This is a genomic window from Streptomyces sp. NPDC057654 (assembly GCF_042800135.1).
Classification (GTDB): Bacteria; Actinomycetota; Actinomycetes; order Streptomycetales; family Streptomycetaceae; genus Streptomyces.
On the sequence record NZ_JBHVHQ010000001.1, the window covers coordinates 64,747 to 90,616 of the forward strand.

Here is a 25,870-nt window from a genome sequence, read left to right on the forward strand (position 1 = left end):
ACACCGTGAGCGCTGTCAGCAGACTGCCCGCTTCTTCACACCACGCCGCGTCGACCAGCATTACCGCGACGTCATAACCGTGTCACGCGGGCAAAATGGACCAACTCACGGCCGCAGGCAGAGCCTGACTGTCCGGCCTGGCCTTCAGCGGAGCGCTCCAAGCGCACATGTGCGGTCATCTGCCTGCCCGAGAGCCGGCCCGGTTCAACAGCAACATTGACCATGTGACACCAACAGACGAAGAATCTTCTGGCAAGCGGCAGTAGCCACACTCGGGAGTTCAGTGGGCGCGGCCGGACTAGCAGTCCGCAGTCCGGCCGAGCCGACGCCCTAACCGAGGAAGCTCAACCGCACCTGTCGCCGCGGGTTGTCGACGTTGGTGTCGACGAGGCAGACGGACTGCCAGGTGCCCAGGGCCAGTCGGCCCGCGAGGACCGGGAGGGTCGCGTGGGGTGCGACCAGGGCGGGGAGTACGTGGTCGCGGCCGTGGCCCGGGGTGCCGTGGCGGTGGTGCCAGCGGTTGTCGGCGGGGAGCAGGTCGCGCAGCAGCGCGATGAGGTCGTCGTCGCTGCCCGCGCCGGTCTCCAGGATCGCGACGCCCGCGGTGGCGTGCGGCACGAAGATGTTGAGGAGACCGTCGCGGTCGGGGGCCTCGTCGCGGAGGAACGCCTCGCAGTCGCCGGTCAGGTCGTACACCGTCTGCGTGGAGCCGGTGGTGATGTCCAGGATGCTGGTCCGAAGAGCGTCTGCCATGGCCCCATCCTGGTGCATGCGGCGGCGCTCGCGCATACGCCGGCGCTCGGGCGGGTCACCGTTCCCGAGCACCCGTACGTACGCCCGTAAGACTGTCGCAACAAAGGTCCGTCTGGTGAGACGGCCATTGCCCCGGCGGCGTGCGGATCGCTACGTTCACGGCATGTCTACGTCAGCCCGGCTCATCACGCGCGGTCACATCGACCTGCTGCGGGTGGCCTCTGCCGCGTGTCGTCGCGGCCGCTGACCTTTCTTCGATTCGTCGGCTCTTCGCTTCCTCCTTTCTTCTGCATTCCTCTCTCCCCCTGCCTTACGTACTTCCCTTCGCGTCTCGTGCGCCGCCGTGCCCTGCCCCGGGCAGGGCCGCTGACGCGTACCCCGCCGCTGCCCCGGAGCCCTGATGAGCGTCAGTCATGCCCCGCCGGAGATCTCGCCGCCCCTCGAACGCATCGCTCCCCTCGGCTCGCGCCGTTCGCGGTCGCCGCGCCGGCTGCGGCGCGCCTGGGGGCCCGTACTGCTGCTCGTGGCATGGCAGGCGGCCAGTTCCACGGGGCTGTTGCGGCCCGACGCGCTCGGGTCGCCGGGGGCTATGGCCGCGACCGGGCGCGACATGCTCGCGGACGGGACGCTGCCGTCGGCGATGCTGGTCTCGGTGCAGCGTGTGGCCGTCGGGCTGGCGCTCGGCGTCGTCGTCGGGACCGGGCTCGCGCTCGTGTCCGGACTGTCGCGGCTGGGCGAGGATCTGCTGGACGCGACCGTGCAGATGCTGCGGAGCATTCCGTGGGTCGGGGCGATCCCGCTGTTCATCATCTGGCTGGGGATCGGCGAGGCGCCGAAGGTCGCGCTCATCGCGCTCGGGGTCGCCTTCCACCTCTATCTCAACGTCTACGCGGGGATTCGCGGGGTCGATCCGCAACTCGTGGAGGCGGGCGACTCATTGGGGCTCGGCCGGTGGGGGCTGATCCGGCATGTCGTGTTGCCGGGCGCGCTGCCGGGGGCCATGACCGGGCTGCGCTACGCGCTCGCCACCGCCTGGCTGGCGCTCGTCTTCGGCGAGCAGATCAACGCCGACGACGGCATCGGGTTCCTGATGAACCAGGCGCGGGAGTTCCTGCGTACCGACGTGATCGTGGTGTGTCTGGTGGTCTACGCCGTGCTCGGCCTCGTCGCCGATTTCATCGTCCGCTTCCTCGAAAGGCTGCTGCTGCAATGGCGACCGACCTTCACCGGCCAGTGATCTCTTCGGCCGACAGCGGCCCCGGCGACAGCCCTGACGGCAGTCCCGACAGCGGCCCCGACAGCGGCCCCGGTGGCAGCTCCGGCGGCGGCCCCTCGGCCGTTCAGATCTCGGGGCTGACCAGGTCCTTCGGCGACCGCGCCGTCATCGACCAGCTTGACCTGTCCATCGAGAAGGGCGAGTTCGTGGCCCTGCTCGGCCGCAGCGGCTGCGGCAAGTCGACGCTGCTGCGCGTACTGGCCGGGCTGGACCGGGAGATCGACGGCGAGGTGCTCGTACCGCGCCGCAGGGCCGTCGCCTTTCAGGCGCCCCGGCTGATGCCGTGGAAGCGGGTGTGGCGCAATGTGCTGCTGGGACTGCCCGGACGGCCGGATCGCGAGCGCGCCGAGCAGGCGCTGGCGGAGGTCGGCCTCGGCCACCGGACCGACGCCTGGCCCGCGACGCTGTCCGGCGGCGAGGCACAGCGCGCCTCGCTCGCGCGGGCACTGGTACGGGAGCCCGATCTCCTGCTCCTCGACGAGCCGTTCGGCGCGCTGGACGCGCTGACCCGCATCACGGCGCAGCGGCTGGTGGCGGAGTTGTGGCAGCGGCGCGGCTGTGCGGTGCTGCTGGTCACGCACGATGTCGAGGAGGCGCTGCTGCTCGCCGACCGGGTGCTGGTGATGGACCGGGGCGTGATCGCGTACGGGCGGACGGTCGAGCTGGAGCGCCCGCGCGACGTCGCCGGCCCGGCCTTCGCCGCCCTGCGCGCCGAACTCCTGGGGCGGCTGGGCGTGGAGGAGACGGGAGAGGGCGGCTCCCGCGACACGGTCGACACCCCTGAGACCACGCCCGCATCCGCGTGACGGCGATACCAACGATGATCGGACCTGTGACATGAGACGGCCTCCGCGCCCCTCCCCCCTGCCCTTCCTCCTCCTTCCCCTCCTGGCGCTCGCCCTGACCGCCTGCGGCGGTTCGTCCGCCGCCGATGTCGGCGGCCGCACCGACGGCAAGGGCCCGGTGACGCTGAACGTCGGCGACCAGAAGGGCGGTTCGGAGGCCGTACTGCGGGCCGCCGGGGAGCTGGACGGCCTGACGTACAAGATCAAGTGGTCGACGTTCACCTCCGGGCCGCCGCTGCTGGAGTCGGTCAACGCCGGGGCGGTGGACGTCGGCGGGGTCGGCAATACGCCGCCCGTCTTCGCCGCCGCCGCGAAGTCGAAGATCAAGATCGTGGCGGCCACGCACGGGTCGGCGGCGGCCGACGCGATCCTGGTCCGCGAGGACTCGCCGCTCAAGCGGACCGCCGATCTGCGGGGCAGGTCCATCGCGGTGGCGCAGGGCAGTTCCGCGCACTACCAGCTCGTGGCGTCGCTGGCGAAGGCCGGACTGTCGCCGAAGGACGTACGGCTGAGTCTGCTCCAGCCGGCCGACGCGCTGGCCGCGTTCAGCCGCGGCAAGGTGGACGCCTGGGCGGTCTGGGACCCATACACCTCGCAGGCGCTGCGCAAGGCGGCCGCCCGTACGCTCACGACCGGGCAGGGCGTGGTCAACGGCCTGAGTTTCCAGGTCGCCGCGCCGGGCGCGCTCGCGAACGGTAAGAAGGCGGCGGCGGTCAAGGACTACGTCGAGCGGCTGCGCCGGGCGCAGGACTGGGTGCACGAGCACTCGGAGGACTGGGCCAAGGTGTGGGCGAAGGACACCGGGCTGCCGTACGACGTGGCGCTGGACGCCGTGCGGCGCAGCGCGGGCACCCGGGTTCCGGTGGCCGTGGACGACGCGGCCGTCGCCGCCGAACAGAAGATCGTCGACACCTTCGCGCGGCTCGGGCTCATCCCCCGCGCGTACCGCTTCGGGGACTTCGTGGACCGCGGGTTCAACGGTTCCCTGCCGCCGTCCACCACCGCACCGCGCACCTATGGAAAGGCTTCCTGATGTCCGTACACCTGCACTGGTTCCTGCCGACGGGCGGCGACGGCCGTACGCTCGTGGACCGCCACGCCTATACGGACGGCGGCATCAAGCGCTCGCGCATCACGCCGGTGAGCGGGGTGCGCGCGCCCGACATCGACTATCTGGCGCAGATCGCCAAGGCGGCGGAGCGGCTGGGCTTCGAGGCCGTGCTGACGCCGACGGGCACGTGGTGCGAGGACGCGTGGCTGACGACGGTGGCGCTCTCGCAGCACACGGAGCGGCTGAAGTTCCTGGTGGCGTTCCGGCCGGGGGTGATCTCGCCGGTGCTGGCGGCGCAGATGGCGGCCACGTATCAGCGCATCACACGCGGCAGGCTGCTGCTGAACGTGGTGACGGGCGGCGACTCCACCGAGCAGCGGCGCTTCGGCGACCACCTGGACCACGACCGGCGCTACGCGCGGACCGCGGAGTTCCTGGAAGTCGTACGCGGGGTGTGGGGCGGCACGCCCTTCGACTTCGACGGCGAGCACTACCAGGTCAGCGGGGGTCTCACGGCGCTGCCGCCCGATCCCCTGCCGGAGATCTTCTTCGGCGGCTCCTCGGCCGCGGCCGGCCCCGTCGCCGCCCGGCACGTCGATGTCTATCTGACGTGGGGCGAGCCGCCGGAGCAGGTGAAACGGAAGGTCGACTGGATCAGCGAACTCGCGGAGCGCGAAGGCCGGACGGTGCGCTTCGGCATCCGGCTGCACGTGATCTCGCGGGACTCCTCGCGCGAGGCATGGGCGACGGCCGACCGGCTGCTGGACGACCTCGACGACGACACGGTGCGCGCCGCACAGCAGGCCCTGGGCAAGAGCGAGTCGGTGGGGCAGCAGCGGATGCTGGCCCTGCACGGCGGCGAGCGCGACAAGCTGAAGATCTCGCCGAACCTGTGGGCGGGCGTCGGCCTGGTACGGGGCGGCGCGGGCACGGCCCTCGTCGGTTCCCACGCCGAGGTCGCGGACCGGATCGAGGAGTACCACGCGCTGGGAATCGAGCACTTCGTGCTCTCGGGCTACCCACATCTGGAAGAGGCGTACTGGTTCGGCGAGGGCGTCACCCCGGAACTCGCGGCACGCGGCCTCCTGCCACGGCTCCCGGCGTCACCGCTTACGGGCGTCCCGGCAGCCAATGGCCGTCCGGCCTCGGCGCCTGGGGGTGCGCCGCTGCTGGTGGCGGGTGGGCGGTAGCGGCGGCGGCGGCGGCGCACGGATGGTACGGGCCAGGGCACGCGGGTCTCGTACGTCTCGACGGCCGCACCGCTCATGTCGCACGGACCTCCTTTTCTGGTCGGAGGCCGTGTCGCCGCCGTACGGTCGGCGGCGGCACGGCCGATCTCGGTCAGTGGCCCTCGGGATGCCGCGCGATCCGCACATTGCAGTCCGACACGGTCGTCATGTCCCCACCCGCCCGCGCCCAGTCCCGCACCTTCGCCAACTCGACGCACCCCTTGCACTCGGGCACCGGGGTCGGCTCCAACACGCGTGTCGGGTCCGGGAGATCAATGGGCGGTGTGCTGTATCTCGTCGGCTCGGTCATGCCTGGCTCCTTCGCGTCGTTCGGATGTCGCCAACGCTAGGAACGGCAGAACCTCGGCCCACAGCGGATTGCGCGCGATTGCGCATCGATCACCCGAGAGAGTCACGAGCCTTAACCAGCAGCGCACGGGCCTTGTCGCCGTAAACGGCCATTTTGGCCAGCACGGCGAACGTGTCGGCGTACGTCTTCACCTCACTGGGCTGCGTCAGCGTCAGGTAGCCGGATACCAACTCAACGTTGACCTGAACACTGTCGTAGATCCAGAAGTTCTCGACCGGGAGTTGGCAGCGTTGCCGGGCCACCGGGATCACGCCGAGGCTGACGTTCAACAGGTCGCTCACGGTGATGAGGTGCTCCAGCTGCTCGTCCTGCGCCTCGCCGGTGCTGAGCGTGTTTCGGAGAACGGACTCTTCGATCAGGAAGGCGAACAGCCGCTGTCCCTCGTACAGCACACGTTGACGCTCCATGCGCGCGGCCACGGCGTCGGCCACATCGTCGAGCGGCACACGTTGCCGCTGGATCGTGCGCAGCACGTCCTCGGTGTACTGGTAGGTCTGGAGGAGGCCGGGGAGGGCCCAGGAGCTATACGAACGGAACCGGCGCGTGCGCTCGTACAATGGCAGGCGTTCTTCCTGGGACCGCCGCAGCCCGGCGCGTTCAAGCCGACGCCACGTCAGCCACATCCCCTCGACGTCCCTCAGTGCGGCGACAAGGTCCTCTGCCTGGTCCTCTGTGCCGCACGCCTGGCACCACGTCCTGATGTCGACCTCGCTGGGCTTCGCCTTCCCGGTAGAGATCCGGGACACCTTTGACGGGTGCCAGCCACACCGGGCAGCGACATCCTTGCCATCGAGCCCAGCGTCCTTGGCCAACTCACGTAGGCGGTCGGCCAGGAGCTGCCGGGCTTGCTGGACGCTGGACGACGCTGATTGCGACATGGCTCACCGAACCGGCTTGTACTCCCCGTGGGGCGTAGCCCGGTCCCAGATGGCATCGAATGCTTCGGTGCACCAAGCCGCCAACGCGGCGTCCGGGACGTACTCGCGCTCGGTCAGCGCCCCGTCGCCGCTGAAGTGATGGAACAGCACCAACTCGGCGTCGAAGACCCAGAAATCCACGGCGGGCACCGCGAGATCCTTGGCTCTGCGCCGAGGGAGCCAACGGACTCGCTCGCCGGCCGCCTCGTTGGTCACGGCGTAGTCGTACTCCCAACGCACGTACTCGGTCAGCGGTTCGGAGACGACGCGCGCGCGGCGAACAGCCACGCCTCGGGAGACGGCTGCGTGCACGACGTCGTGCCAGCTCTCCCACCAGTCGGCCCGATTGTCCGGAGTGAACTCACGGCGCCCCTCCCGCCATTCCAGGAAGTCAGGATCCGTGCTCCGGTAGTGATCGCGGACCTCAAGGTGAATGGCGGACCGTCGCGCTTGCGACAGGGGCTCCCGTGCCGGGGGCTTCATCAGCGGCGTCTCCGTCCGGGCGCGGAATGTACTGGATCATGGCCTTGGGCAGCCGAATGATCGTCTCGTGATCGGGAACCCCCGTGCCGTGGCCGGGGACCGAGCCGATCCTCTGGCACGCCTCCACCTCCGCCTCGGTCGCCCGGTAGGACTGGATCAGCAGATCCCCGCTGCCCTCGTCCAGCCAGATGGTAGGCGAGTCGTCCTTGCCGGTGTCCGGGATGATCCCGAGGAATCGCAGCTCCATGTCTGCCCCTCCGTCGAATCCGATTGCACTCGATTGCCCGACTGTCACGCGTCCCGCCACCCCCGTCAAGGGGCTCCGACATGCGCAAACGAGTTTGACGACCGAGCTCGGGCCCGGCGCGCCGAGCCGGGAAGGAATCACCCCCTCCCACCGTTAGTAGAAACATGAACAACCCCGAGGCCCGTGAAGTCGACGTCGTCGTCATAGGTGCCGGCCAGGCCGGCCTCTCCAGCGCCTACCACCTCCGCCGAGCCGGCTACCAGCCCGGCACCGGCTTCGTCGTGCTGGACCACGCGCCCCGCGCAGGCGGCGCCTGGCAGTTTCGGTGGCCCTCGCTCACGTACGGGAAAGTGCATGGCATGCACGCGCTGCCCGGGATGGAGCTGACCGGGGCAGACGGAGCGCGGCCGTCCTCCGAGGTGATCGGGGAGTACTTCGCGGCGTATGAGCGCGCCTTCGACCTGCGCGTTCACCGGCCGGTGGACGTCACGGAGGTGCGGGAGGGCGACGGCGGGCGGCTGCTCGTGCGGGCCTCCGGCGGAGACTGGGCGGCGCGGGCCGTGATCAACGCGACCGGTACCTGGGACCGGCCCTTCTGGCCGCGCTATCCCGGTCAGGAGACGTTCCGGGGCCGTCAGCTGCACACCGCGAACTATCCGGGGCCGCAGGAGTTCGCAGGTCAGCGCGTGCTCGTCGTGGGCGGCGGGGCGTCCGGGACGCAGCATCTGATGGAGATCGCGGAGGTCGCGGCCGGTACGACGTGGGTGACGCGGCGGCCGCCCGTCTTCCGCGAAGGGCCGTTCGACGAGCAGGCCGGCCGGGAAGCGGTGGCGCTCGTCGAGGAGCGCGTACGGCAGGGGCTGCCGCCGCGGAGCGTCGTTTCCGTGACCGGCCTGCCCCTGACGGACGCCGTCCGGCGGGCGCGGGCGAACGGCGTGCTGGACCGGCTGCCGATGTTCGACCGCATCACGCCGACCGGGGTGGCCTGGGACGACGGCGACGCACGAGGACAGGCGCCCCGAAGCGTCGACGTCGACGTCATCGTCTGGGCCACCGGGTTCCGTCCCGTCATCGACCACCTCGCCCCCCTCAAGCTGCGCGAGAGCGGCGGCGGGATCAGAGTCGAGGGGACCCGCGCGGTGCGCGACGCGCGCGTGCATCTGGTGGGGTACGGCCCGTCGGCGAGCACGATCGGGGCGAACCGCGCGGGCCGAATGGCCGTACGCGACATTCGCGAGCTCCTCACGCGCGAGCCGACGACGGCGGCGGCAACGGCGGTGACAGCGGCTACGGCGGTGACAGCGGTGGCAGCCACCGCCTGAAACCCCTCGGCTGACGGTCCGAAACCTCCCGCCACTGTGAGCATGGCGTGACAGACATCGGATGAATCCTTCACAGCCATAGGCCCCTGGGGCAGTATGGCCGCAGGCCCGAAGGAGGTTCCGTGCGCGTCGCGCTCTTTGTCACCTGCGTCAACGACACTCTCTATCCGCACACCGGGCAGGCCGTCGTCACCCTGCTGGAGCGGCTCGGCGTCGAGGTGGACTTCCCGTCCGCGCAGACGTGCTGCGGGCAGCCGCAGTTCAACACGGGGTACCGGCACCAGACCGAGCCGCTGGTGCGCCGCTACGCCGCGGCCTTCCGGGAGTACGACTACGTGGTCACCCCGTCCGGCTCCTGCGCCGCGATGGTCCGTGACAACTTCCCGCGGATCGGCGCGAAGGCGTCCGCCGAGGGGCGGGGCGAGGAGCTGACGGAGGCCGCGGCCAGCGCGGTGCCGAAGACGTACGAGCTGACGGAGTTCCTCGTGGACGTGCTGGGCGTGACGGACGTCGGCGCGTACTACCCGCACACCGTCACGTACCACCCCACCTGTCACGGACTGCGGATGCTCGGTCTCGGCGACCGGCCGCGACGGCTGCTGGAGCATGTCAAGGGCATCGAGCTGCGCGAGCTGGCGGGCGCGGACGAGTGCTGCGGCTTCGGCGGCACCTTCGCCGTCAAGAACGCCGCCGTCTCCGCCGCGATGGGGGCCGACAAGGCGCGCGCCATCGTGGACACCGGGGCCGAGACCATCTGCACCGTCGACAACTCCTGTCTCATGCACATCGGCGGCACCCTGGCCCGGCAGGGCGCGACGGCCCGGCCCGTGCACATCGCCGAGATTCTGGCCGCGACGGAGGACACCGCAGAGGGCGCTTCGCCACCCGCCGTACCGGACGTCGCCGAAAGGAGCCCGCGGTGACCCCTACCTACCTCGGCATGCCCGGCAGCCACCCCGCCCCCTCCCGCGCGCCCTTCCCCGAGGCCGCCGCCGTCTCCACCCAGGACGCCCAGCTCCGCGGCAACCTCCGCCACGCCACCCACACCATCCGCGCCAAACGTGCCAAGGCCGTGGCGGAACTCGACGACTGGGGCGCGCTGCGCACCGCCGGCGCCGCCATCAAGGACCGGACGCTCCGTCACCTCGACCACTATCTGGAGCAGTTGGAGGAGTCCGTCACCCGCGCCGGGGGCACCGTGCACTGGGCGGCGGACGCGGACGAGGCGAACCGCGTCGTCACCCGGCTCGTCCAGGAGACCGGCGAGCGCGAGGTCGTCAAGGTCAAGTCGATGGCGACGCAGGAGATCGGGCTCAACGAGGCGCTGGCCGAGGCCGGGATCAGCGCGTACGAGACCGACCTCGCGGAACTGATCGTGCAGCTCGGCGACGACCTCCCCTCGCACATCCTGGTCCCGGCGATCCACCGCAACCGCGGCGAGATCCGCGACATCTTCCGCGAGAAGATGGCCGCCTGGGGCCGCCCCGCGCCGGACGGCCTCACCGACAACCCGCGCGAGCTCGCGGAGGCGGCGCGGCTGCATCTGCGCGAGAAGTTCCTCAGCGCCAAGGTGGGCGTCTCGGGCGCGAACTTCATGGTGGCCGACACCGGCACCCTGGTCGTCGTCGAGTCCGAGGGCAACGGCCGGATGTGCCTGACCCTCCCCGAGACGCTCATCTCGGTGGTCGGCATCGAGAAAATCGTGCCGACGTGGCAGGACCTGGAGGTGTTCCTGCAACTGCTGCCCCGCTCCTCGACGGCCGAGCGGATGAACCCCTACACCTCCACCTGGACCGGCATCTCGGACGGCGACGGCCCGCGCGAATTCCACCTGGTGCTGCTCGACAACGGCCGTACCGACACGCTCGCCGACCAGGTCGGACGGCAGGCGCTGCGCTGCATCCGCTGCTCGGCCTGTCTCAACGTGTGCCCGGTCTACGAGCGGGCCGGCGGCCACGCGTACGGGTCGGCGTACCCCGGCCCGATCGGTGCGATCCTCACCCCGCAACTGCGCGGCGTCAGCGGCTCGCTGGAGGCGTCGCTGCCGTACGCGTCCTCGCTGTGCGGCGCGTGCTACGAGGTGTGCCCGGTGGCCATCGACATCCCGGAGGTACTGGTCCACCTGCGGGAACGGGTCGTCGAGGGCGGCGAGGTGACGCTCCGCGGCTCGAAGGCGGTGATCAAACCCGCGAAGGGGCACGCCGCCGAACGGGCCGCGATGCGGGCCGCCCGCTGGGCCCTCGACCATCCGGGCGCGCTCCGCGGCGGCCAGCGGCTCGCGGCCCGTACCCGCCGGCTGCACCCCAAGCGGCTGCCGGGCCCCGGCCGCGCCTGGACGGACACGCGCGAGCTGCCCGAGGTGCCGGCGGAGTCGTTCCGTGACTGGTGGGCCCGTACGCGCGGCGAGAGGGGCACGAAGTGAGCGGCAGGGAACGGGTGCTGGGGCGCGTACGGCGCGCGCTCGCGGACGTGCCGCGCGACGAGCGGCCCGAGGACCGGCCGGTGGCCCGCGACTACCGGCGCACCCACGGCGACCGTACGCACGCCGAGCGGGTCGATCTGCTCGCCGAGAACCTGGCGGACTACCGCGCCGACGTGCACCGCTGCGAGCCCGCCGAGCTGCCGGCGCTGATCGCGCGGCTGCTGGGCGAGCGCGGTTCGCGCAGCGTCGTCGTGCCCGCCGGGCTGCCGCCGGAGTGGCTCGCGGAGGCGGACGCCGAGCGGGTGCCCGACGCGGCCGGGGACACGGCGCGCGGCCTGGACGCGGTGGACAGCGTCGTCACGGGGTGCGCGGTCGCGATCGCCGAGACCGGCACCATCGTTCTCGACGCGGGGCCGGACCAGGGGCGCCGCAGGATCACTCTCGTACCCGACCATCACATCTGCGTGGTACGGGCACGGGAGCACGTCGTGGACTCGGTGGTGCAGGGGCTGGAGCGGCTGGCTCCGGCGCGCCCGCTGACCTGGATCTCAGGGCCGTCGGCGACGAGCGACATCGAGCTGGACCGGGTGGAGGGCGTGCACGGGCCGCGCACCCTCGAAGTGATCCTTGTCGAGGAAGCGGCGGACGACGCCGACGATCAGGGCTGACGCACGCGGGCCGCTGGTTCAGCCGCTCCAGGGTCAGCAGTCGGCGACCGCCGACTCGATCCCCGCTCCCCGCGCGATCAGGTACTCGTCCGCCCCCGGCGCGGCGGCTATCTGGAGGCCGAGCGGCAGCCCGTCGGCGGCCCGGCCCGCGGGCACGGTCAGGGCGGGCGTCCCGGCGTAGCTCCACGGCAGGTTCATGATCGAGCTGCCGGTGGTGGCGATGCCGCGCGGCGCGGGCCCCGGTGCGGCGGGCATGATCCACAGGTCGATGCCCGCCTCGTCCATCGCGTGCGACAGGCGGGCGCGGAACTCCTCCCGGAACCGCAGCGCGCCCTCGTAGTCCGCCCGCGCGACGCCGTGCCCCTGCCGGATCGCGGCGGCCGTCTCCTCGCGGTAGTACCGCTCGTAGCGCGGGAACCAGTCGGCGTGGGCGCGGGCCACCTCGTAGCGGTTGACGAGGAACTGCTGCCGGACGATTTCCTCGTAATCCTCCATGAACGGGACCCGGCGGACCGGAAATCCGGCGTCGGCCAGCCGCACTACCTGTCGTTCAAAGGCGGCCAGCGTGTCGTCGTCGGCGCGCCGGAGATACGGGCCGTCCGGGACCCCGAGCACCGGAGGCTGATCGACCGGCCGCCGGTCGCGTGTGCCCGCCTCCCGCCAGCCGTCGCAGAGCACGGCGGCGGCCCGCGCCGCGCCCGCGACATCGGGCGCGAAGACGCCGACCGTGTCCAGCGTGGGCGCGTTGTCGATGACTCCGGCGACGGGGACGCGGCCGTGGGTGGGCTTGTAGCCGACCACGCCGCAGAAGGCCGCCGGGCGGATCACGGAGCCGACCGTCTGGGTGCCGATCGCCAGCTCCACCATGCCCGCCGCGACGGCGGCGGCCGAGCCGCTGCTGGAGCCGCCCGGTGAGTGCTCCAGGTTGTGAGGGTTGCGGGTGGGGCCCGGCGCGAGAACGGCGAACTCCGCCGTCACCGTCTTCCCGGCCACCAGCGCGCCCGCTGCCCGCAGCCGGTCGACCACCGCGGCCTGCGGTCCGTGCAGGGCCTCGGCGGGCACCTCGGATCCGGCGCGCGTGGGCAGGCCGTCGACGCGGATGATGTCCTTCACCCCGACCGCTACGCCGTACAGCGGAGGCTCGGCGGAGCCATCGGGGTGGCGCGAGGCCGTCTCGGCGGCCTCGGCGCGTAGCCGCGCGCGGCGGCCGGGCTCGGCGACGAAGGCCCGTACGTCCGTGTCCAGCCGCTCGATCCGGTCGCAGAGCCGGTCCGTGTCCAGCGTCGCTTTTCTCATGGTCACCGAGGTTACGGGGGTGTGCACGGGTACAGACAGGGGCTTCGGGCGGTGGCAGGATGCGGCACAACTCACTGATCATGTGGGACTGTTCGCCGATCGCAGCATGGAGGCGTCGTGTTCACCCGCTCAGCGCTGTCCGCCCTCGCCGCCACCACCGCCGCCCTCGCCCTGCTGGTGGGCTGTACCAGCACCAAGGTCTCCGGATCGGACGGCTCGGAGCTGAGCCTGGTCGAGAAGGGGAAGCTGAAAACCTGCACCCATCTGCCGTACGAGCCATTTCAGGTCCGCAAGAACAACAAGATCGTGGGCTTCGATGTGGATCTGGTGGATCTGGTCGCGGAGGATCTCAAGGTGAAGCAGGAGATCGTGGACACGCCCTTCGAGGGCATTCAGACCGGTGAGGACCTCAATACCCGGAAGTGCGATATCGCCGCGGCCGGAATGACCATCACGCCGGTGCGCGAGAAGAACCTGGACTTCACCGACAGCTATTTCGAGGCGACGCAGGCCCTGCTCGCGAAGAAGGGCGCGCCGTACCGCAGCCTCGCCGACCTCAAGGGGAAACGGCTGGGCGTCCAGCAGGGCACTACGGGCGAGGTGTACGGGCGCAAGCACGCGCCCGGCGCCACCAAGGTCCAGTTCGAGGATCTGGCCCTGCTGCTCACCAACCTCAAGACCGGACAGCTCGACGCGGTGGTCCACGACAACGGCGTCCTTCTGGACTACGCGAAGAAGAACCCGGAGCTGGCGGTGGTCGCCGAATTCCGTACGGGCGAGCAGTACGGCTTCGGCGTGCAGACCGGCAACGACGCGCTGCGCGAGGAGGTCAACAAGGTGCTCAAGAAGGCCAAAGCGGATGGCCGCTACGACCGTATCTACCGCAAATGGTTCTCCACCTCCCCCGCCTCCCCCAAGAAGTGAGGTGACGTCGTCGCATGGCCATGTCCCGTAGAAAACGGTCCCGCGCGATACGCGCCGTCCAGTACGCCGTGCTCGCCGCCGTCCTGCTCACGCTGGTCTTCGCCGCCGACTGGGGCGAGATCCGGCGCGCCTTCTTCGACGGCGGGGTGGCGAAGGCCCAATTCCCCGACATCATCACCACCGCACTGGTCAACACCGTCATCTACACCCTGCTCGGGTTCGGCTTCGGGCTGGCTCTCGGGCTTCTGCTGGCTCTGATGCGGCTTTCGGAGGTGCCGCCCTACCGCTGGCTGGCCACCGCCTATATCGAGTTCTTCCGCGGCATTCCCACCCTGCTGGTCTTCATCGCCCTGGGGTTCGGCGTTCCGCTCGCCTTCCAGGTGGCCATCAATCAGTACGCGACGGTGATGCTGGCCCTCGGTCTGGTCGGCGCGGCCTATATGGCGGAGACGATAAGGGCGGGCATCCAGGCGGTCCCCAAGGGGCAGACGGAGGCGGCGCGTTCGCTGGGCATGTCGCAGGGCCGGGCGATGGTGTCGATCGTGATTCCGCAGGCGTTCCGGATCGTGCTGCCGCCGCTGACCAATGAGCTGATCCTGCTGACGAAGGATTCCTCGCTGGTGTATTTGCTGGGTCTCTCGCTCGACCAGTACGAACTGTCCAAGTTCGGCCGGGACGCCCTCAATCAGAACCGCAGCCTCACCCCGATCCTGATCGCGGGGCTCTGCTATCTGGTCATCACGCTGCCGCTCGGCCATCTCGTACGGCGGCTCGAAGCCCGTACGGCGAGGGCGAGGTGAGCGACGTGTCGACCGGTGGGAAAAGCGAGGACAGGAGCGGCGTGGCGAGCGGCGAGGCGGGCACGGCGATCGAGGTCCGGGGACTACGCAAGTCGTTCGGCGAGCTGGAGGTGCTGCGCGGCATCGACTTCCGGGTGGCGCGCGGCGAGGTGGTGTGCGTGATCGGGCCGTCCGGGTCCGGCAAGTCGACGCTGCTGCGGTGCGTGAATCTGCTGGAGGAGCCGACGTCGGGGTCGGTGACGGTGGCGGGCGTCGAGATCACCGATCCGGAGGTGGACATCGACCGGGTGCGGCGGCGCATCGGCATGGTCTTCCAGTCGTTCAACCTCTTCCCGCATCTGTCGGCCCTGGGCAATCTGACCATCGCCCAGCGGCGGGTGCTGCGCCGCGACAAGGCGGAGGCGGAGCGGGTGGCGCGGGAGCGGCTGGGGCGCGTGGGGCTCACGGACAAGGAGTCCTCGTACCCGGCGCAGCTCTCCGGAGGCCAGCAGCAGCGGGTGGCCATCGCGCGGGCGCTGGCCATGGACCCCGAGCTGATGCTGTTCGACGAGCCGACGTCGGCACTCGACCCGGAGCTGGTCGGCGAGGTGCTCGCGGTGATGCGCTCGCTCGCCGACGAGGGCATGACGATGCTCGTGGTCACGCATGAGATGAGCTTCGCGCGGGAGGTCGCGGACCGGGTGGTGTTCATGGACGGCGGCGTGATCGTCGAGGAGGGCACGCCGGAGCAGGTCGTGGGCGCTCCCCGGCACGCCCGTACGCGGTCCTTCCTCGCGCGGGTGCTCGACCCGGCGGCCACGGAACTCGGTCCGGACCTGAACCCGGACTCCGACGAACACACGAACAAGCGGCCGGACGTTCGCTAGAACGCGTGATCGTTCCGGGAGGGATTGCGAAATCACTCTGCGACGCGTGATGCTTACGGTGCGCAAGCGACGGGCTGCAGACCGTTATCGCGCATCCGGCTCAAGTCCCCATGACGAGCCGGGTGTTAGTCCCACATTTGCACCAAGGAGAAGGCACCACCATGAACATCATCACCAACCTGCTCGCCGGCATCGTCCACTTCGTGGGTTGGCTCGTCTGACGGACGCTCTCCCCCATGCGGCGCCGCATCTCCCCGTCCCAGGGAGGTGCGGCGCCGCCGCGTCGCGGCATGCACACTGCACGCATGACCGACACCCTGTCTCAGGAGGAACGCGACATCGTCGCGACCGTACGCGACTTCGTCGACCGCGACGTCCGCCCCGTGGCCCGCGAACTGGAGCATGCGAATGCCTATCCCGGACAGCTGATCGACCGCATGAAGGACCTCGGCGTCTTCGGCCTCGCCGTGCCCGAGCCCTACGGACCGGCGCGCGTGAGCACCCCGTGCTACGCCCTCGTCACCGAGGAACTGGCCCGCGGCTGGATGAGCCTGGCGGGCGCGATGGGCGGCCACACCGTCGTCTGCTCGCTCATCCTGCGGTACGGGACCGAGGAGCAGCGCGAACGGTGGCTGCCTCGGCTGGCGACCGGGGAGGTACGGGCCGCGATGGCGCTCACCGAGCCCGGCGGCGGCTCCGATCTCCAGGCGCTGCGCACCACGGCGCGGCGCGAGGGCGGTTCGGGCGGCGGCCCGCAAGGCGGCTCGTACGTGGTGAACGGCGCGAAGACCTGGATCACCAACGCCCGCCGGGCCGGGCTCCTCGCCCTGCTCGTCAAGACCGACCCCGCCGCCGACCCCGCGCACCGGGGGATCAGCGTGCTGCTCGCCGAGCCCGGCCCCGGCCTCACGATCTCCCGCGATCTGCCCAAACTCGGCTACAAGGGCGTCGAGAGCTGCGAGTTGGCCTTCGACGACTTTCGTGTGCCGGCCGACGCGCTGCTCGGCGGGGTCGAGGGCGAGGGGTTCGGGCAGATGATGCGCGGCCTGGAGATCGGCCGCATCCAGGTCGCGGCGCGCGCGGTCGGCGTGGGGCGGGCGGCCTTCGAGGACGCCCTGGACTACGCGCGGCAGCGCGAGACCTTCGGAAAGCCGATCTGGAAACACCAGGCGATCGGCAACTACCTCGCGGACATGGCCACCTCGCTGACCGCCGCGCGCCAACTCGTACTGCACGCGGCCCGTACGTACGAGAGCGGGGCCCGCGCGGACCTGGAGGCGGGCATGGCCAAGCTGTTCGCCTCGGAGACCGCGATGCGCGTCGCGCTGGACGCGGTGCGCATCCACGGCGGATACGGCTACTCGACGGAGTTCGATGTGGAGCGGTACTTCCGCGACGCCCCCTTGATGATCGTCGGTGAGGGCACCAACGAGATCCAGCGGGACGTCATCGTCCGTCAGCTGATCGACCGCGGCGGCCTCGGCTGAACCGGCCGGGGCCGGGCCGGGGTCAAAGCTGCGGCCGGTCAGCGCTCCATCGGCCGCTTGGCGGTCTCCGGCAGGACGACGTACACACAGGCCGAGACCAGGCAGAGCCCGGCCACGTACCAGGGGAAACCCCCGGCGTGGCCGGCCTGTTTGAACCAGGTCCCGACGTAGGGGGCGGTGCCGCCGAAGAGGGCGACGGTCAGTGAGTACGGGAAGCCGATGCCCGCGGCCCGTACGCGCGCGGGGAAGACCTCGGCGTTCACGGCGGCGGCCACCGCGGTGTAGCCGGTGAGCAGGACCATGCCCGCGCACTGGACCAGAAGGAGCGAGAGGAACGCGTCGGTGACCGCGTGCAGCAGAGGCACCGCGAGGACGGCGAACCCCACGGCGAAGGTGATCAGCAGCGGCTTGCGGCCGATGCGGTCCGAGAGCATCCCGCCGAGCGGCTGGAGCAGCGCGAAGAATGCCAGGGAGATGGTGCCGACGAGCAGCGCGTCGCCCTTGTCGAAGCCCGCGTTGACCTCGGCATAGGTGGGCAGGTAGGTGGTCCAGGTGTAGTAGGCGATGGTGCCGCCCGCGGTGATGCCGCAGATCAGCAGGGATTCGCGGGGGTGGCGGCGCAGCGCCTCGAAGAGCGCGGGGCGGGCGGCGGCCCGCTGCTCCGCGCTGCGCGTCTCGTGCGCGCCCTGCCGGACCCAGAAGCCCACGAGGCTGATGAGCGCGCCGACCAGGAAGGGGATGCGCCAGCCCCATTCCCCCATCTGCCCGTCGGTGAGCAGATGGGTGAGCAGCGCGGCCACGCCCGAGGCGAGGAGCTGGCCGATGGTGGTGGACACGTACTGGAAGCTGGAGAACAGCCCGCGCCTGCCGGGCCCCGCCGATTCGACGAGGAAGGTGGTGGATGCCGCGAACTCGCCGCCCACCGAGAGCCCTTGGATCAGCCGCGCGATGACGAGGACGACCGGGGCGAGGACGCCGACGGCGGCGTAGGTGGGGGTGAGGGCGACGAGGAGGCTGCCGCCGCCCATGAGCAGGATGGTGATGGTGAGCGCGGCGCGGCGGCCGTGCCGGTCGGCGACGGCTCCCATGAGCAGGCCGCCCACGGGCCGCATGAAGAAGCCGACGGCGAAGACGGCGAAGGTGGAGAGCAGCGGGACGAGGGAGTTTCCGGAGCCCTTGGGGAAGACCTGGTCCGCGAAGAAGACGGCGAGGAACGAGTACGCGTACCAGTCGTACCACTCGGCGGCATTGCCGACGGAGGCCGCCGCGAGCTGGCGGAATGCGGAGCCGGGGCGCGCGCCGGCGGGCTCGCCGCGCCCGGCCGCTATGTGATCGGTACTCGTCATGATCCGCTACTCCCCCGGCACGCCCGCCCGCTAACGCGGACACGAGGAATGGGATGACGGTCCTGTCCGGGCCGCGGCCCACGAAGCGGTCGGCACCGCAGGGTCAGGCCGCCGGGGCGAGCTGCGTGTCGCGCCGTACGAGGGCCGCGTACCGGCCGTCCTGCGCGAGCAGTTCGTCATGGGTGCCGCGCTCCATGATGTGGCCGCCGTCGAGCACGACTATCTGGTCGGCGTCGCGGATCGTGGAGAGCCGGTGCGCGATGGTGATGGTCGTACGCCCGGCGGAGAGCGCGTCCATCGCCTCCTGGACCGCGAACTCGGTCCGGGTGTCCAGCGCGCTGGTGGCCTCGTCGAGTATGAGCACCGGCGGATCGCGCAGAATGGTCCGGGCGATGGCCAGGCGCTGCTTCTCGCCGCCGGAGAAGCGGTATCCGCGCTCGCCGACCATGGTGTCGTAGCCGTCGGGCAGCGCGGCGATGTGGTCGTGGATCTGCGCTGCCTTCGCGGCGGCCGCGATCTCGTCGTCGGTGGCGTCGGGTTTGGCGAATCGCAGGTTGTCGGCCACGGAGGCGTGGAAGAGGTAGGTCTCCTGCGAGACCACGCCCACGGCTCGGGCCAGCGTGTCGAAGTCGAGGTCGCGGACGTCGACTCCGTCGATCAGGACCCGGCCGCCCGTGACGTCGTAGAGCCTGGGCACGAGGTAGCTCAGGGTGCTCTTGCCGGAGCCTGTGGGGCCGACGACGGCCAGGCTGCCGCCCGCCGGGACGCTCACATCGATTCCGCTGAGCGTGGGGGCCGTGTCCGCGCCATGGGTGCCATCGGTACCGGCGGCGTCGGCTTCGGCGTGCTCCGCACCCTTCGCGCCGTCCACACCCTTCGCGCCGTCCGCCTCCTCCGCGCCGCTCGCGTCCTTCACGTCGTACGAGAAGGAGACGTCCTCGAAGCGGACGTCCCCTCGGACGGTCCGGAGGCGGACGGGCTCCGCGGGCTCGTCGATGTCCACCGGCAGGTCGAGGTATTCGAAGATGCGCTGGAAGAGCGCGAGCGAGGTCTGCATCTGCACGCCGGTCGTGAGCAGGCTGACCGTGGGCCGGAGCAGGCCCTGCTGGAGCGAGACGAAGGCGACCAGGGTGCCGATGGAGACGGCCGGCCCGCCGAGCTGGAGCGCCATCCCCGCGGCCCAGTAGATGAGGGCGGGCATCGCGGCCATGACGATCCCGATGGTGGACATCCGCCACCGGCCGGCCATGTTGGAGCGCACTTCGAGGTCGACGAGGCGCTCGGACTCCGCGGCGAAGCCCTTGGTGAGGGAGTCGGCGCGGCCCATGGTGCGGCCCAGCAGGATGCCGCTCACCGAGAGGGACTCGGTGACCATCGCGGACATGGCGGCCATCTGCTTCTGCCGCTGCGAGGTGATCTTTTTGCGCTCGCGGCCGACTCTGCGGCTGATCCATACGAACAGCGGCAGCAGGAGCAGCGAGACGACGGTGAGCCGCCAGTCCAGGGCGAGCATGGCCACCACCGTGGCGACGACGCTGGTCAGGTTGGAGACCAGCGAGGTGGCGGTGGAGGTGACGGTGGCCTGCATGCCGCCGATGTCGTTGGCGATCCGGGACTGGACCTCGCCGGTGCGGGTGCGGGTGAAGAACGCCAGCGGCATCCGCTGGAGCTGGGCGTAGACGGCGGTGCGCAGGTCGTGCATGACGCGCTGGCCGACGGTGGTGGAGATGAGGGTCTGGAGGACGCCGAAGATGCTGTTGACGACGGCGGCGGCGATCATGCCGAGCGCGAGCAGGCTGAGCAGGCCCGTACGGCCGTGCGGCAGGGCGACGTCCAGCACCTCGCGGAGCAGGAACGGCGAGGCGACCGAGACCAGCGAGGAGGCGGCGACCAGCAGCCCGACGAGGGCGAGGCGGCCGCGGTAGGGGCGGAAGAGCCGGAGGATGCGCCGCAGCTGGGCGGGTTGCTCCGGGTCTGCGGGCGGGGGCGTCCATTCGATGTCGTCGCGGGGCATGGGCTCCTTCACAGGGATGCGGGTTCACAGAGGTACGGAAACGAAGTCTCGCCGAGCATAGCTCATTGTTACCTATACTCACAATGCACTGGGTCCTGTACCCTGTGATCATGACGGCCCCCGACCCGACCGGCCAGCTCGCCGAACAGTTGCTGCGTCTCAACCGCAGAATCCACCGCGCACAGCGCCGCCTCTTCGAGCCGGTGGGCATCACCCCCGCGCAGTCCCGGCTGCTGCGCGCGGTCGCGCACTTCGGCGACGCGCCGCCGCGGATGGCCGACCTCGCCGAGCGGCTGGAGGTCGTGCCGCGCGCGGTGACCACCCTGGTCGACGCCCTGGAGGCGGCCGGGTCGGTGCGCCGGGTGCCGGACCCGGCCAATCGCCGCGTCATCCGGATCGAGCTCACGGACCGCGGCCGCTCGACGCTCCGCGCGCTGCGCGACGCGCGCCGGACGGCGGCGGAGGACATCCTGGCCCCCTTGGACACCGAGCAGCGCGAGGTGCTGAGCGAGCTGCTGGCCCAGCTGATGGCCGGGCCGAACGGCCACTGCTGACCCCCGTCGCGCCCTCGTCGCGCCACCGCCGCGCGCCGGCAGAACACCCCGGAACCGGACCCGACTCCCCCACCCGGCACCATGAACTGGTACCGATCATCCCGAGACCCCGAGACTGAAAACCGGCATTTCGACACCACGCACCACGCTCGCGTCCCGTAGCCGACGCCGAGAAGCACCACGAGGAGAGCACCATGCCGCTGCTGGAGCCCGACCCCCACGCACTCCGGCCGACCGCGCCGCGGGCCCCTTCCCCGGACCGCGTCGCGAGCGACCGTTCCCAGGGCACGCCGCAGCCGCTGCGCGGTGATCTGGAGGCGCTGCTCGGCCCGGAGAAGGTGCTGTGGAAGGTCTCCGACCTGGTGCGCTACGCCTCGGACGCGAGCCCGTACCGCTTCACGCCGCAGGTCGTCGTCCTCGCCGAGGACGTGGACGACATCTCCGCCGTCTTCTCCTACGCCCACGGCAAGGGCCGCGAGGTGGTGTTCCGGGCCGCGGGCACCTCGCTCAACGGGCAGGCGCAGGGCGAGGACATCCTCGTCGACGTGCGCCGGCACTGGGCGGGCGTCGAGGTCCTGGAGGACGGCGCGCGGGCCCGTATCCAGCCCGGCACCACCGTCGTACGGGCCAACGCCGCCCTCGCCCGGCACGACCGGGTGCTGGGCCCGGACCCGGCGAGCTCCATCGCCTGCACCGTGGGCGGCGTCGTCGCGAACAACGCCTCCGGCATGACGGCGGGCACCACCCGCAATTCGTACCGCACGGTCAGCTCCCTGACGCTCGTACTGCCGTCCGGGACCATCGTGGACACCGGCGATCCGCGGGCCGACGAGGACCTGGCGCACGCCGAGCCGGAGCTGTGCGCGGGACTGCTGGCCCTCAAGGCGGAGATCGAGGCGGACGCCGCGCTGACGGCGCGGATCCGCGCGAAGTACGAGATCAAGAACACCAACGGCTACCGCCTGGACGCCTTCCTGGACGGTTCGACGCCCGTGGAGATCCTGCGCGGGCTGATGGTCGGCTCCGAGGGCACGCTCGGCTTCATCTCGGAGGTGGTCTTCGACGCCCTGCCGCTGCACCGGCTCACCTCCACCGCCCTGCTCTTCTTCCCCACCCTCCAGGCGGCGGCAGCGGCCGTGCCGCTGTTCAACGAGGCGGGCGCGCTCGCCGTGGAGCTGATGGACGGCAATACCCTGCGCGCCTCCGTCAGCGTCGCGGGCGTGCCGGCCGACTGGGCGGAGCTGCCGAAGGAGACGGCGGCCCTGCTGGTCGAGTTCCGCGCGCCCGACGAGGCGGCCCTCACGGAGTGCGAGCGGGTCGCGAACGAGGCGATCGGCGGCCTCGAACTCACCGCGCCCGTCGCCTCGGTCACCAACGCCTTCACCCGCGTCCCCGGTGTCATCAGCGGCTATTGGAAGGCCCGTAAGGCGTTCGTCACCGCGGTGGGCGGCTCCCGCCCGTCCGGCACGACGCTGATCACCGAGGACTTCGCGGTGCCGCCGTCGCGTCTGGCCGAGGCGTGCGAGGCGCTGCTGGAGCTCCAGGAGCGGCACGGCTTCGACGCCGCCGTGGCGGGCCACGCGGCCCACGGCAATCTGCACTTCCTGCTGGCCTTCGACGCGGCGGAGCCTTCCGACGTCGACCGGTACGCCGCCTTCATGGACGACTTCTGCGCGCTCACGGTGGAGCGTTTCGACGGTTCCCTGAAGGCCGAGCACGCCACGGGCCGCAATATCGCCCCGTTCCTGGAGCTGGAGTGGGGGCCGCGGGCGACGGGGCTGATGTGGCGGATCAAGGAGCTCCTGGACCCGCACACCATCCTCGCCCCGCGCGTCCTGCTCGACCGCGACCCGAAGGCGCATCTGCGCGGCCTCAAGACGATTCCGCGGGTCGAGCAGGTCGCCGATCCGTGCATCGAGTGCGGGTTCTGCGAACCGACCTGTCCCAGCGGCGACCTGACGACCACGCCGCGCCAGCGGATCGTGCTGCGCCGCGAGATGATGCGCCAGTCCCCCGGTTCGCCGGTCACCGACAGCCTGCTGGAGAGCTACGGCTACGACGCCGTGGACACCTGCGCCGGCGACTCGACCTGCAAGCTCGCCTGCCCCGTCGGCATCGACACCGGCGCGATGATGAAGGACTTCCGGCACCAGCGGCACTCGCCGCGCGAGGAGCGCACGGCCGCGCTCGTCGCCAAGCGCTTCAAGGTGGTGGAGAAGTCCGCGCGGCTCGCGGTCGGCGCGGCGCAGCAGATCAGCGACCGGCTGCTGGAGTCGGTGACCGTCGCCGCGCGCAAGGCCGTACGGCCCGATCTGGTGCCCGAGTGGCTGCCGGAGATCCCGGGGGCGGCGGCCCGCAGGCTGCCCGCCACGCGGCGGGTCGGCGCGGTCGCCGTCTACTACCCGGCCTGCGTCAACCGGATCTTCGGGGAGCCGGAGGGGTACGCGGGGCCCTCGCTGCCGGAGGCCGTGGTCGCGGTCTCGGCGCGCGCCGGGAAGCCGGTGTGGATTCCGGGGGACGTGGCGGGCACGTGCTGCGCGACGATCTGGCACTCCAAGGGGTACGACGACGGGAACGCGGTCATGGCGAACCGCATCGTCGAGGCCGCGTGGGGCTGGACGGCGGGCGGTCGGCTGCCGCTGGTCGTCGACGCCACGTCGTGCACGCTGGGCATCGCCCATGAGGTGGTGCCGTATCTGACCGAGGACAACCGGAAGCTGCACGCGGAGCTGACGGTGGTCGACTCGGTGGTGTGGGCGGCGGAGGAGCTGCTGCCCGATCTGACGGTGCTGCGGACCGTCGATTCGGCGGTCCTGCACCCCACCTGTTCCATGCGGCACTTGGGGGACGAGGCGCAGTTGGTGACGGTCGCCGAGGCGTGCGCGCGGGAGGTGGTGGTGCCGGACGACGCGGGGTGCTGCGCCTTCGCCGGTGACCGCGGGATGCTGCACAAGGAGTTGACGCGGTCGGCGACGGAGCGGGAGGCGGCGGAGGTGACGTCACGCCCGTACGACGCCCATCTGTCGGCGAACCGGATGTGCGAGATCGGCATGGACCACGCCACCGGCCGCAGTTACTATTCGGTGCTGCTGGAACTGGAGCGCGCGACGCGCCCCTCCGGCGTCTGAACTGCCGGAGGGGCGGCGGCCGGTGGGCGCCCGTAGCCGCTACGTGCGGGCTCCGATGTGCAGGGCGAGCGCGCTCCTGGGGCCCACGGTCACGGTCGCCTTGCCGTCGTCCCCGACGGTGACGGTGCTGCCCGCGCACTCGTCCGGCCGTGCCGCGACGACATCGCAGTACGTCCCCGCGGGCAGCCCGGTGGCGAAGGTCCTGGTCAGGGCGGTCTCGCCGCTGTTGAGGGCGACGAAGCCCCTGTCGCCGCGGGCGAAGGCGATGACGCCGCGGCCGTCGTCCCACCAGTGGCTGAGCGGCGCGTCGGCGACGGCGTTGCGGAAGCCGACCATGCCGGTGATGTCCTGCCGGGCGTGCGTGCAGGTCCACTCGCCGTTGTCGCAGCGGGCCGCGCCGCCGTCCGGCGGGCCCGCGTCCTTGTCGGTCCAGGCGTAGCCGGAGTAGACGTTGGGCGAGCCGTAGGGCGAGGCGAGCATGAAGACGTTGGCGAGGGTGTAGGCGGCGGCGTCCTTGTAGGTGAGGGTGGAGCCGTTGCGCTCGGTGTCCCAGTTGTCGACGAACGTACGGGCGCTGCCGCTGCTCAGCTTGGCGTCGCCGATGTGCCTCAGGCTCGTCAGATCGCCGCTCCGCAGGGCGGACTTGAGGTGGGTGCCGTAGCGGAACTCGTCGACGTCGCCGATCCCAGTGTATTCGTCGGGCTGTACGGCCTCGCCCGCGCCGTAGATGGCCTCGGACACCCAGAAGCCGGGGTCGGCCATCTTGCCCTTGACGGCGGCGAGGTCGGCGGCGGCGATGTGTTTGGCGGCGTCGACGCGGAAGCCGTCCACGCCGAGGGAGCGAAGGTCGTCGAGGTAGCGGGCGATGGTGGTGCGTACGTAGTCGCTGCCGGTGTCGAGGTCGGCGAGGCCGACGAGCTGGCAGTTCTGTACGTCGCCGCGGTCGCGGTAGTCGTCGATGTCCTTGCGGCAGCCGTGGAAGTCCTGGACTTGGTAATAGCCGGGGTAGTCGTATTTGGTGTAGCGCGTGCCGCCGGTGCCGGTGCCCGACCCTGCCGACATGTGGTTGACGACGGCGTCGGCGATCACTTTGACCCCTGCCGCGTGGCAGGTCGCGACCATGTGCGCGAAGGCGTCCCGGTCGCCGAGCCGTCCCGCTACGCGGTAGCCGACGGGCTGGTAGGAGGTCCACCACTGGTCGCCCCGGATGTGTTCGGAGGCGGGCGACACCTCGACGTAGCCGTAGCCCGCGGGGCCGAGCGAGTCGGTGCAGGCACGGGCCACGGCGTCGTATTTCCACTCGAAGAGGGTGGCGGTGACGCTCTTTCCGCCCGGCGGCGTGGCCCGTGAGGAGTCCGGGGCGATGACGGCGAGGCAGGCGGCGGCGGTCAGCCCGGCCACGGCGCCGCGCAGGACGCGGGTGCGCAGGTACACGTGCGGCTCCTTCGGTGTACGGGCACGGCTGGTGCCCTCGAAGGCAGCCACGCGCCAGGCCACCGTGGGGGTTCTGGGACGGAGACTGCCGTCCGGCGGTGAACACGTCAAGGTGTACCGCCGAGGATACGACGGGAGCCTTTTCTCTCCGCCGCCCGCTGTGGCGGAACGGCTTCGTCCGCACGTCGGGCCTCTTGCGCACCGGGCGCACCAACCGCCATGGTCCTGACCGATGTTGTTCCTGCGCAAGCCACGCACCGTCAGCTCCCTGGAGGGTCGATGAACGAGGCAGCACCGCAGAACCACGGCGAAGAACCCGGTCCCAGCCGCCGCTCCCTGCTCTGGACGGCGGGCGCCGCGGGCGCCGGTCTGGGGCTCGGCGGATTGAGTGCCCAAAGCGCCGCCGCCGACAGCAGATCCGCGGCCGGGGGTGCGCCC

At 71.1% G+C, this 25,870-nt stretch carries 23 protein-coding genes; 14 read left to right on the plus strand and 9 right to left on the minus strand.

Annotated elements, in window-relative coordinates; genetic code table 11:
- Positions 1-330: 330 nt before the first annotated feature.
- Positions 331-753, minus strand: coding sequence for a YjbQ family protein (locus tag ACFU99_RS00230; RefSeq protein ID WP_384383482.1), 423 nt, complete (start codon positions 751-753; stop codon positions 331-333).
- A gap of 400 nt (positions 754-1,153) precedes the next feature.
- On the opposite strand from ACFU99_RS00230, the gene ACFU99_RS00235 reads away from it, so the two are divergent.
- From ACFU99_RS00235 to ACFU99_RS00250, 4 genes are read left to right on the plus strand one after another with little or no spacing between them, the layout of a single operon-like run.
- On the plus strand, positions 1,154-1,990 hold the full coding sequence (locus ACFU99_RS00235) for an ABC transporter permease (protein ID WP_384383484.1): 837 nt from the start codon (positions 1,154-1,156) through the stop codon (positions 1,988-1,990).
- The gene (locus ACFU99_RS00240) at positions 1,963-2,835 is read left to right on the plus strand and encodes an ABC transporter ATP-binding protein (RefSeq protein WP_384383487.1); all 873 of its coding nucleotides are present in this window, start codon (positions 1,963-1,965) and stop codon (positions 2,833-2,835) included. The genes ACFU99_RS00235 and ACFU99_RS00240 overlap by 28 nt, the downstream gene beginning before the upstream one ends.
- Positions 2,836-2,866: 31 nt before the next feature.
- On the plus strand, positions 2,867-3,907 hold the full coding sequence (locus ACFU99_RS00245; RefSeq protein ID WP_384383490.1) for an ABC transporter substrate-binding protein: 1,041 nt from the start codon (positions 2,867-2,869) through the stop codon (positions 3,905-3,907).
- The gene (locus ACFU99_RS00250; RefSeq protein WP_384383493.1) at positions 3,907-5,115 is read left to right on the plus strand and encodes an LLM class flavin-dependent oxidoreductase; all 1,209 of its coding nucleotides are present in this window, start codon (positions 3,907-3,909) and stop codon (positions 5,113-5,115) included. Before ACFU99_RS00245 ends, ACFU99_RS00250 begins: the two co-directional genes overlap by 1 nt.
- 151 nt (positions 5,116-5,266) lie before the next feature.
- Here ACFU99_RS00250 and ACFU99_RS00255 read toward each other — a convergent pair whose 3' ends face one another.
- The 4 genes from ACFU99_RS00255 to ACFU99_RS00270 all read right to left on the minus strand — a co-directional run bounded on the left by ACFU99_RS00255 (position 5,267) and on the right by ACFU99_RS00270 (position 7,171).
- Complete coding sequence (locus ACFU99_RS00255) at positions 5,267-5,464, minus strand: hypothetical protein (protein WP_384383495.1); 198 nt, start codon at positions 5,462-5,464, stop codon at positions 5,267-5,269.
- Positions 5,465-5,553: 89 nt separating this feature from the next.
- Positions 5,554-6,402, minus strand: a complete 849-nt coding sequence (locus ACFU99_RS00260; RefSeq protein ID WP_384383497.1) for a helix-turn-helix domain-containing protein — start codon at positions 6,400-6,402, stop codon at positions 5,554-5,556.
- 3 nt (positions 6,403-6,405) lie between these two features.
- Complete coding sequence (locus ACFU99_RS00265) at positions 6,406-6,924, minus strand: DUF6879 family protein (protein ID WP_384383500.1); 519 nt, start codon at positions 6,922-6,924, stop codon at positions 6,406-6,408.
- A complete protein-coding gene (locus ACFU99_RS00270; protein ID WP_384383502.1) occupies positions 6,866-7,171 on the minus strand; it encodes a hypothetical protein in 306 nt (101 codons plus the stop codon). Before ACFU99_RS00270 ends, ACFU99_RS00265 begins: the two co-directional genes overlap by 59 nt.
- Positions 7,172-7,335: 164 nt before the next feature.
- Here ACFU99_RS00270 and ACFU99_RS00275 point away from each other — a divergent pair, with 164 nt between their 5' ends.
- The 4 genes from ACFU99_RS00275 (at position 7,336) to ACFU99_RS00290 (ending at position 11,583) form a co-directional block, all read left to right on the plus strand.
- A complete protein-coding gene (locus tag ACFU99_RS00275; protein WP_384383505.1) occupies positions 7,336-8,493 on the plus strand; it encodes an NAD(P)-binding domain-containing protein in 1,158 nt (385 codons plus the stop codon).
- 122 nt (positions 8,494-8,615) lie between these two features.
- Complete coding sequence (locus ACFU99_RS00280) at positions 8,616-9,416, plus strand: (Fe-S)-binding protein (RefSeq protein ID WP_384383507.1); 801 nt, start codon at positions 8,616-8,618, stop codon at positions 9,414-9,416.
- Between the two features lie 17 nt (positions 9,417-9,433).
- Complete coding sequence (locus tag ACFU99_RS00285; protein ID WP_384383545.1) at positions 9,434-10,915, plus strand: LutB/LldF family L-lactate oxidation iron-sulfur protein; 1,482 nt, start codon at positions 9,434-9,436, stop codon at positions 10,913-10,915.
- A complete protein-coding gene (locus ACFU99_RS00290; RefSeq protein ID WP_384383510.1) occupies positions 10,912-11,583 on the plus strand; it encodes a lactate utilization protein C in 672 nt (223 codons plus the stop codon). Before ACFU99_RS00285 ends, ACFU99_RS00290 begins: the two co-directional genes overlap by 4 nt.
- 33 nt (positions 11,584-11,616) lie before the next feature.
- On the opposite strand, the gene ACFU99_RS00295 is transcribed toward ACFU99_RS00290, so the two are convergent.
- A complete protein-coding gene (locus tag ACFU99_RS00295; RefSeq protein WP_384383513.1) occupies positions 11,617-12,879 on the minus strand; it encodes an amidase in 1,263 nt (420 codons plus the stop codon).
- 117 nt (positions 12,880-12,996) lie between these two features.
- Here ACFU99_RS00295 and ACFU99_RS00300 point away from each other — a divergent pair, with 117 nt between their 5' ends.
- From ACFU99_RS00300 to ACFU99_RS00315, 4 genes are all read left to right on the plus strand, one after another.
- On the plus strand, positions 12,997-13,803 hold the full coding sequence (locus tag ACFU99_RS00300) for an ABC transporter substrate-binding protein (protein ID WP_384383516.1): 807 nt from the start codon (positions 12,997-12,999) through the stop codon (positions 13,801-13,803).
- 14 nt (positions 13,804-13,817) lie between these two features.
- Positions 13,818-14,603 carry an amino acid ABC transporter permease gene (locus tag ACFU99_RS00305; RefSeq protein ID WP_384383519.1) on the plus strand — a complete coding sequence of 262 codons (786 nt, stop codon included), beginning with the start codon at positions 13,818-13,820 and terminating at the stop codon, positions 14,601-14,603.
- 41 nt (positions 14,604-14,644) lie between these two features.
- Entirely contained in the window at positions 14,645-15,469 is an 825-nt protein-coding gene (locus tag ACFU99_RS00310; RefSeq protein WP_384383547.1) for an amino acid ABC transporter ATP-binding protein, read from the plus strand.
- A 305-nt stretch (positions 15,470-15,774) separates the two neighbouring features.
- On the plus strand, positions 15,775-16,956 hold the full coding sequence (locus tag ACFU99_RS00315) for an acyl-CoA dehydrogenase family protein (protein WP_384383522.1): 1,182 nt from the start codon (positions 15,775-15,777) through the stop codon (positions 16,954-16,956).
- Between the two features lie 38 nt (positions 16,957-16,994).
- Here the strand turns inward: ACFU99_RS00315 and ACFU99_RS00320 are convergent, their stop codons facing one another.
- Together ACFU99_RS00320 and ACFU99_RS00325 are read right to left on the minus strand one after the other, a co-directional pair.
- Positions 16,995-18,302, minus strand: coding sequence for an MFS transporter (locus tag ACFU99_RS00320; RefSeq protein ID WP_384383524.1), 1,308 nt, complete (start codon positions 18,300-18,302; stop codon positions 16,995-16,997).
- Positions 18,303-18,405: 103 nt separating this feature from the next.
- Positions 18,406-20,316: an ABC transporter ATP-binding protein gene (locus ACFU99_RS00325; protein WP_384383527.1), complete on the minus strand. Its 1,911-nt coding sequence runs from the start codon at positions 20,314-20,316 to the stop codon at positions 18,406-18,408.
- 110 nt (positions 20,317-20,426) lie between these two features.
- Between ACFU99_RS00325 and ACFU99_RS00330 the strand changes: the two genes are divergently transcribed.
- Together ACFU99_RS00330 and ACFU99_RS00335 are read left to right on the plus strand one after the other, a co-directional pair.
- Positions 20,427-20,870 (plus strand): MarR family winged helix-turn-helix transcriptional regulator, encoded by a 444-nt coding sequence (locus tag ACFU99_RS00330; protein WP_384383530.1) that lies wholly within the window; start codon positions 20,427-20,429, stop codon positions 20,868-20,870.
- 194 nt (positions 20,871-21,064) lie between these two features.
- On the plus strand, positions 21,065-23,998 hold the full coding sequence (locus tag ACFU99_RS00335; protein WP_384383533.1) for an FAD-binding and (Fe-S)-binding domain-containing protein: 2,934 nt from the start codon (positions 21,065-21,067) through the stop codon (positions 23,996-23,998).
- A 39-nt stretch (positions 23,999-24,037) separates the two neighbouring features.
- Here the strand turns inward: ACFU99_RS00335 and ACFU99_RS00340 are convergent, their stop codons facing one another.
- Entirely contained in the window at positions 24,038-25,432 is a 1,395-nt protein-coding gene (locus tag ACFU99_RS00340) for an alpha-amylase family protein (RefSeq protein WP_384383536.1), read from the minus strand.
- Positions 25,433-25,870 lie beyond the last annotated feature (438 nt).